We start from the raw sequence: 7,495 nt of genomic DNA on the forward strand, positions 1-7,495 counted from the left end.
TGATCACCGCTGCATAACAGCGTCGTGCGCTATGGCGATGACGTCACCGACCTGCGCGACGAGCGGTGCCAGTTGCGCAGGCGGAGGCGGCAATGCTGGTAGCGGAGGAATGGCGGCAAACGCCTCCTCGGCGGAGGTGATCAACGCAGCACCGCCAGGAGCTGACTCCACCTGTGTGACAACTGAATTCACGGTTTCGACTACCGCCGGAGCGTTGGTAGCGATGAATGTTTCTGCACTATCGACGAGCGGCTGCGGCAGCTCGACGACGGGAGCAGGCATCGGTGAAGGAGCTTGTGGTGTGTTGACATCCGGTGCGGAGTTCGGTTCGGCTGGGCCGACGTTGCTGCCCGCCGCGTATGCGCTGGCGACACTGGCACCGAGGAAACCCCCAATCACACCAGCGACTACGCCGACCGGAATGCCCAATGCTGCAGCGCCGACAATGGCACCGATACCGGCACCGGCCAGGGATGCTGGAACGGCTCCGACACCGAGAAACGTTGTGCCGACCAGGCCACCGGCGACTGCGCCGATCGCCGCGCCGACAGCGGCACCGACGATCGCAGCAGGTATTCCTGCCGCGAGTGCAGCCGCGACCGCGCCGGTCAGCCCGCCTGCGATCTGAGTACCGGCGATGCGTTGTGAGCGGTCCTCGGGGACGCCGATGCTGTTGTAGAACGTCTGCAGCGCGGCCTCGGCGGTGGCGGATTCGATGTTGAACCGCGTCGTCCACTCCTCAGGGACGATGCCTCGATCGAAGGTGAGGCTGCCTGCCTGGATCTTGTCGTTTCTCGGCGCGACGGGCGCGACGGGCGCGACCGGCTCGGGTGCATGCAGCTCTTGAAGCTGAACCGGGGGTGTTGGGTCGGTATAGACCTCAGGTTCTGGCTCTGGCCGCGCTGGGAGCTGCGGATAGTTAGGCAGCAAGTACGACCGTTCAACAACAGGTTCGTCGGCTTCGGGCTCTACCACTGGCGGAGCTGGCGGCTCCGGTGTCACCGTCAAACCAGGCTGGCCGGAATCACCGTCCTGCTCCTGGGCAAGACCAGGCTGGCCCGGATCGGCTACACCGGCACCCGCCGCGCCCACGGCAAGCGCGAGCGGTAGCGACACTGCGACGGCAGCGCGCCGCGCGAGCGAGCGCATTCTGAGTTTTTGGTTGTGGTTCGTCAAGATAAGTTCCTTCCAGTCTGAGATCCAGAGGACCTAGGCTCGTAGGCCTATGGCCACCAGATGGCTGTAGAACGGCCCTGGGCAGCGCCGCCGACCGCCAAATCAGATGGCGCTCCCAGGGTTCTTCAGGAAGTCAATTTCGATTTCGATCTAGAGCTGGACCTCCAATCTGCAGGATACCATCATCTAAAGGCGTCCTCTATACGCATCACATGCAAGGATCCTGTTGACTGGGAGGCAATGTGTCCATCGATGACATTCCCGAACGAAGTCCCGCAGAGCACGTGAGCCGCCGCGTCATACGCGGCTTCCGACCGCAGGGGCTTCGTGCTGCGCGGAAGGCCGCGGAACTTAAGGTGGCCGACCTCGCGCGTTTGGCGCGCATTGGCGTAGCAACGATTGAAAGATGGGAAGCGGGATCCACCTCGCCTCAGATCGACAAGCTCGCCGCAGTCGCGAAAGTGCTTACAGTCGAAATCGACGAGCTGATCGACATTCCGGCAGATCAACGCTTTCCTGGAGACTGGCGCAATCTGATAGGTCTTACTCAGCCGCAACTGGGCGCGCAGGCCGGACTCGACACCTCGACGGTTGGACGAATCGAGCGCGGTGAGACAGACCTCACGGATAAGACGGCAGTCCCGCTGGCTGCTGCGCTCGGTATTGACGTAGCGGAGCTGCGCGCATCGCACGAGCGGGCGCGCAATCGGCCCGCGGGTACTCCTGCTTAGCTGCTCTGACGACCGAAGATTGCTCCATCTTTGCCCCCGACCACCCCCTGCGGTGGCGCGAGCACTCCCCATCTGGCTCATAGCAAGCCACTCTATGGACACGATAAGAAAACTACAACAGATTAGCGATTAAATAACAGTTAATTTTGTAGAACCTACCTGCCGTATGTTTGTCGTTGTTTTCCGTAGGTGGCGTCGATAGTGACTGTTGTTTTAGCGTGGGGTCTGTACGATCCGTGTTCATGTACTCCGGCCACCCGGTCCACTTCGGCGAGCAAGTTCGAGTTGGGCGCCAACGACGCAATCTGACGCTGAAGGCGGTGGCGGCGTCCGGCGGGCCGACGGGCCCAACGGTGGTGAGAGCAGAATCGGGCAATCTCACTGATCCTCGCCCCGCTACCTTGGCAAAGTTTGACAAGGCACTTGGGTGGGCTTCTGGCACTGCGGCAAAGGTCTATTGGGAGGCGTACTCCCCTTCCGAAGTGTCGGAAAATGCAGAGGTAGAAGACTTTTCAGAGCGGCGGCGATTCGGCCCCGACACGATTGCTATGGACCTCTCCGACCTGACGGACCTTCTGGATGTGGCCGAACAGCTAAACGCACTTGGTGCAAATAACGGAGATCCTGCCGTCAAGTCAGCGCTGCTGCAGTTCAACGCGCTGGTGTCGCGAATTTTTGCCCGATACGCAACAGAAGTTCTCGAACGCAGTGGCGGGCCCGGCCGTAGCCTGCACCCATTGGTGGCTGTGTCATTGACACATCTACTCGATGTGCCAGCAGAGGTAGATAGGCCGCAAGATATTGAGGATCGACAGTATCGTCGCTGGCTTGCTGGGCGATTGCCGAAGTTGGATCCCGTCCGTGAAGTGCAGTTTCGGCAGCGGTGGACCGAGGCGAATGGAAACGAAGATCAAGGGGGGCATGACCATGGTTAACGCTGAAAGCAGGCTTTTCGACCAACTCCGCCGGGCACGGATATTCGGAACTCCGAAACAGGCTGCTGAGCCCGCCGACCATCGCCCCGTAGCAGCGCAGGCAAGTACTGATACCAGCAAGACAGAAGTCCCACCAACTCTTGCTGCGAAGCTGAACCGGCTATTTTCTACGTTTCACTCCAGAGACGAGAACGAACAGTCCAGTCAGGCTGTGGCTGATGCGGTGAGCCGCCAGCTGCGGAGAGTTGTCCCGGCTCACCAGATCGAGCAGCTGCGCGGGGAGGACGTTGCTGTGGATACAACGCGCAGTTCTCCCGGCACAGCCGAACTCCTCGCAGCGATCGCGGGCCATTTTCGGATCCCCCGTGAATATCTGACCACTTCAGGTGCCACGGCAGCGGGAATTCATCGCGAGCTGCGAGTGCTCGCGGCAGGCCGCGACGCCCATGTTGAAAGCGTTGCACTGCGCGGTGGGGGCGATCTTGACGCACTCGCTCAACTGCTCGAGTCAGTCAGGTTAAGGAAACCGCACACCTAAACCAAACACCGCAAACAACCAGAGGAGGGGCTGGATGTCCGATTTAACCGAACGGTTCCGTGAAATCGCGCGGCACGTAGCGATTCCGCACCCGTGGGATCCGGCAGAGTTTCTGCGCAGCGTCGCGGAGTACAGAGGTCGCCCGATCACGCTGCACGATGCGACTCCCGAGGCATTGGCAGGCACCGGTTGCGGAACTGGAAGTGGTCTCTGGATCGGGCTCCAGGACGAAGATCTGATCTTCTACAGTGCCGACACAGAATGGCACGCTGACCACATCATCTGTCACGAGGTCGGCCACATGCTGCTCGGACACGGAGGCGACATCGAAGCGGCCTGGGAACTCCCACTCCAATCGCTCCTGCCGTCCATACCGCCTGAAGCCCTCAGAAGTGTCTTAAGGCGCAGCGACTATGGAACGACCCGAGAATTGGAAGCCGAGTCGTTCGCTGACCTAGTCATGGTCGAAGCAACATTGCCGCGCAGGCAGCCGTCCCTAACGCGGAGCACCTTCTTCCGAGCGAGGCATCGTTGACGTCGCCGATCCCAGGTGCCATCGCCTGGCCATTGCTCCTCTTTATCCTCGCGGTAGCGGCGGGTCGACGCTTGCTCGTCGCCGACACTCAGATCGATTGGCTCATCAACCGTGCATTGACATGGGCACTCATCGGCTTACTAATCCGTGAAAGCTCAATACAAACACAAGCGGCGCGAATCTTGCCCTTCGATGACGCAAACCTGATCAACGCTATGCGCCAAGCCTCGTTCGGCTTCATTCTGTTGACCGTCGCTTGCATTTACGGCATCGCCAAAGCATGGTCGGGAAGCGACACGAGCACCGTTCGGCAGCGCCAATGGATCTATGACGGCGTCGCTGTTGTCGCAACGGCGGTGATCCTGGTGGCAGGAACGCCGGCGAGAAACCTAAACCTTCTTCTCGATCAGGCGCTGGGCTGGGAAACCGTTGTCGCGTGGTCCGCGTTTTACGCCCCGCTCGCTGTCACATCGGCACTGATCGGGCGGGTGTTCGTTGCCGAGCTCAGGGCGAAAGACGTGACCCGGCGAGAGGCTGCGCTCTACGTCGGCGTCCTCGCGCTGGCTGCGGCCATCGGTCTCGATTCAGTGGCGACACCGATCGTGACCCTGTTTGAGGTCATTTCGGGCTCCGAATCCAAGGACCCCGAAATGACGTTGAAAGCGCTCACCTTCTTCGGGGCTACGACCGGGGCCGCGATCGTGTCGTCGGTACCACTCATCAGTGTGCTCCTCGCATCGGCCAAACTTGACCGCACTGGCCGATACTGTCGCCGGCTCCAACCACTATGGAAGGACCTGACGGCCACGGTGCCTGAAATCGTTCTACACAGATCCTCCGGTCCGCACAGTTCGGCAACACGTCTGCACAGAATGATTATCGAAATCAGAGACAGCCTGCTTCATCTGAAGAAATTCGCTCCCAACTCCGTGACGTTCGACGACTCCATTGACACTGGGACCTATGCATATGAAATCGCGCGAGCGATCCAGAACAAGCATGGCGGGGCCCAGCCGTCACGCGTTCAGGCGCACAAACCTCTTCGCGTAGGCGCTCGCGATCTCACCGCCGAGCTAAACCAACTTCTTGCCATCGCCGGAGCGTGGCCCGCAGCTCGTCGCCGTGCTGCCTTATCACCACCGAAATCGGTATCAATCTCTTCGCAAGGACACAGCTGACATGACTTCTACACTTACGTACCCCAATCTCGAACTGCCGCATCCAAAGTGGCGTTTACCCCTGCTCGGCGACATCTTGACAATCAACCCAGCCAAGCCCACTCAAACATCGATGGCCGATGCCCAGAAGTTGGGGCCGATCTTCGAGCGGCGCATTGTCAGCTACCCAATCGTCATTGTCAGCGGCGCCGATCTTGTCGCCGAAGTCAACGACGAATCCGCCTGGACCAAGCACGTTGGGGTGCTTTTCAAAAAGCTTCGCCCCATCTCTCGTGACGGTCTGTTCACCGCATACAACCACGAACCGAACTGGGCAAAAGCGCACAACATCCTGGCACCCGCATTCACGCAAACCGCGATGCGTGGTTATCACGAGACGATGACAACGACCGCACAGGAACTGACGTCGCACTGGGCTGCGCATGACGGAGAATGGGTCGACGTCGCACGCGATATGAACCGCTTCACCCTCGAAGTGATTGCTCGCACCGGATTCGGCTACACCTTCGACTCCTTCGACAGCCAAGGAGAGCACCCTTTTGTCGAGGCGATGATGCGTGGCTTGACCTACATCAATCGCAACTCCAACCTCCCCCCGGTGCTGCAAAAGACACTCGGTCGCAGAAAAGCAGCTCAACACGTCCGAGACGTCGCTTACGTTAAAAAGGTCGTCGACGATGTCGTGATCAACAGAAAACGTAAAGACGATAACGGCGGCGTCGGGCACACCGATCTGCTCGAACGCATGCTCACCACCGCAGATCCAGACACCGGGGAGCAACTCGATGCGCTGAATATCCGGAACCAGATCCTCACATTCCTGGTCGCCGGTCACGAAACGTCTGCCGGCGTCATGGCATTCGCGTTGTACTACCTTGCCAAGCACCCCGAGCTAGCTGATAGAGCGCGGGCAGAGATAGACCAACAGTTTGCAGGTGGAAACCACCTCGCCTACGCCGATGTGGCCAAGATGCGATTCCTCCGGCGAGTGGTTGACGAGACGCTTCGACTTTGGCCGATTGCTCCCGGCTATTTTCGCGAGGCAAAACAAGACGTGACCATCGGTGGTGGTCGCTACCGTTTTGCGAAAGGTGATTGGGTATTCGTCCTGACATTGCAAGCCCATCGAGATAAACAGACCTGGGGTGAAGACGCCGAAACGTTCGATCCGGACCGGTTTCTGCCCGATCGCCTTCGCCGTCTCGACAACTACGTCTACAAGCCGTTCGGGTCCGGCCTGCGCGCATGCATTGGCCGCCAATTCGCGTACCACGAGGTCCTGCTTGCACTGGCATACATTCTGCGGGCGTTTACGTTCGAAGGGGAGCCGGACTACGAGCTCGATGTTGTTGAACAGATCACGTTGAAGCCGAACGGCTTTCGTATCCGCCCGCACCGCCGACGGATCTAAAGGAGTCGTCAGCGGTGCGGGGCGTGGGCAGCGAAAAGGGCTACATCACCCTCCATCGTGATCTGGACCTGCGCGAACGCGGCCTTCAACGCCCGTTCTAGCCCCTCGCGATCGTCAAGGCGACAGTTGAAGGCGCCGATTCGGCTATAGGCGCCCATCAGGGCACGTCCAAACAGAGTGCGGCGGCCCTCGCCGCTGGCCAAGATCGTCGAGCCGAACAAGACCCCGTCGTCGCGAAGAACGCGTGCCAGATTCTGAAACGCGACGCCCTTCTCGTCAAAGCTGCCCGGAACGCAATGCATTACGTAATTGATGCCGATCGAATCGAAGGCTGCTCCGGCTGCCTCTGGGACCGGGTCCAACACGCTGCCTACAACTGGCGCTACCACGGCAGATGGCAATCGCGCGGCAGTGAACTCAAGTGTGGATGCGCTCAGATCCAGGAGGGTGATGGCCGGGCGCGATGTCGGAAAGGTTGCGTGATCGAGATACCATCCGGTTCCCGGTCCGACCTCAAGATGTCTCTCACCGAGGTGGGTGTTGTAGAGAGCAAGCATTTTTTCAGCATCGCACCTCCACGCATAACGGTTCGACAATCGTACGACCCAGAGGTCGTACACCCTGAGAAACGCCTTTGTGTACGGCGCAACGGCCGCCTGAACCTTCTCCTCCGATGATGACAAACGCTTCTCCTGGATTCCCCCGGTGGCCACGGCGATCACGTCTCGGCGAGAACTCCGTCTGGACCACTGACAGTAGCGACTGGGAAGCATTGAAAGTGGAACCCCGCGACCGTGGCCATGAAAAAGTCCCCACTGGTGGCCAGTTCAAGTCCTCATGGACGGCCCGTCCTTCCGCCCACGCAAACTGTCATTTGCCAGGGTGATGGGACCACCTGCTTGCCACGAGCATGGGACCACCTTGGAGTGCGTTAGTGAGGATGCACCTGGTCGGTGGTGGCGTCAAGGCGGTGGCTGGGTCGGGTGCGTTG

At 59.9% G+C, this 7,495-nt stretch carries 8 protein-coding genes; 6 read left to right on the forward strand and 2 right to left on the reverse strand.

Annotated features, from left to right (window positions below; genetic code table 11):
- Positions 1 to 3: 3 nt before the first annotated feature.
- Positions 4 to 1,176 carry a hypothetical protein gene (locus tag JGU71_RS28875; RefSeq protein ID WP_199708612.1) on the reverse strand — a complete coding sequence of 391 codons (1,173 nt, stop codon included), beginning with the start codon at positions 1,174 to 1,176 and terminating at the stop codon, positions 4 to 6.
- A gap of 284 nt (positions 1,177 to 1,460) precedes the next feature.
- On the opposite strand from JGU71_RS28875, the gene JGU71_RS28880 reads away from it, so the two are divergent.
- The 6 genes from JGU71_RS28880 (at position 1,461) to JGU71_RS28905 (ending at position 6,504) form a co-directional block, all read left to right on the forward strand.
- The gene (locus JGU71_RS28880) at positions 1,461 to 1,907 is read left to right on the forward strand and encodes a helix-turn-helix transcriptional regulator (protein ID WP_307829980.1); all 447 of its coding nucleotides are present in this window, start codon (positions 1,461 to 1,463) and stop codon (positions 1,905 to 1,907) included.
- Positions 1,908 to 2,149: 242 nt separating this feature from the next.
- Positions 2,150 to 2,842: a helix-turn-helix domain-containing protein gene (locus JGU71_RS28885; protein ID WP_199708613.1), complete on the forward strand. Its 693-nt coding sequence runs from the start codon at positions 2,150 to 2,152 to the stop codon at positions 2,840 to 2,842.
- Positions 2,805 to 3,380 carry a hypothetical protein gene (locus tag JGU71_RS28890; RefSeq protein WP_199708614.1) on the forward strand — a complete coding sequence of 192 codons (576 nt, stop codon included), beginning with the start codon at positions 2,805 to 2,807 and terminating at the stop codon, positions 3,378 to 3,380. The genes JGU71_RS28885 and JGU71_RS28890 overlap by 38 nt, the downstream gene beginning before the upstream one ends.
- 34 nt (positions 3,381 to 3,414) lie before the next feature.
- Entirely contained in the window at positions 3,415 to 3,915 is a 501-nt protein-coding gene (locus tag JGU71_RS28895) for a hypothetical protein (RefSeq protein WP_199708615.1), read from the forward strand.
- Positions 3,912 to 5,093, forward strand: coding sequence for an MAB_1171c family putative transporter (locus JGU71_RS28900; RefSeq protein ID WP_199708616.1), 1,182 nt, complete (start codon positions 3,912 to 3,914; stop codon positions 5,091 to 5,093). The genes JGU71_RS28895 and JGU71_RS28900 overlap by 4 nt, the downstream gene beginning before the upstream one ends.
- A 1-nt stretch (position 5,094) precedes the next feature.
- Entirely contained in the window at positions 5,095 to 6,504 is a 1,410-nt protein-coding gene (locus tag JGU71_RS28905) for a cytochrome P450 (protein ID WP_199708617.1), read from the forward strand.
- 8 nt (positions 6,505 to 6,512) lie between these two features.
- Here the strand turns inward: JGU71_RS28905 and JGU71_RS28910 are convergent, their stop codons facing one another.
- Positions 6,513 to 7,226 (reverse strand): methyltransferase, encoded by a 714-nt coding sequence (locus JGU71_RS28910; protein WP_307829982.1) that lies wholly within the window; start codon positions 7,224 to 7,226, stop codon positions 6,513 to 6,515.
- Positions 7,227 to 7,495 lie beyond the last annotated feature (269 nt).

The organism is Antrihabitans stalagmiti, from assembly GCF_016482825.1.
In the GTDB taxonomy this organism is placed as follows: domain Bacteria; phylum Actinomycetota; class Actinomycetes; order Mycobacteriales; family Mycobacteriaceae; genus Antrihabitans; species Antrihabitans stalagmiti.

Coding starts and splice junctions, on each gene's coding strand:
- JGU71_RS28905 (WP_199708617.1), top strand. CDS start 5,095: ATGACTTCTACACTTACGTACCCCAATCTCGAACTGCCGCATCCAAAG.
- JGU71_RS28895 (WP_199708615.1), top strand. CDS start 3,415: ATGTCCGATTTAACCGAACGGTTCCGTGAAATCGCGCGGCACGTAGCG.
- JGU71_RS28890 (WP_199708614.1), top strand. CDS start 2,805: ATGGAAACGAAGATCAAGGGGGGCATGACCATGGTTAACGCTGAAAGC.
- JGU71_RS28885 (WP_199708613.1), top strand. CDS start 2,150: ATGTACTCCGGCCACCCGGTCCACTTCGGCGAGCAAGTTCGAGTTGGG.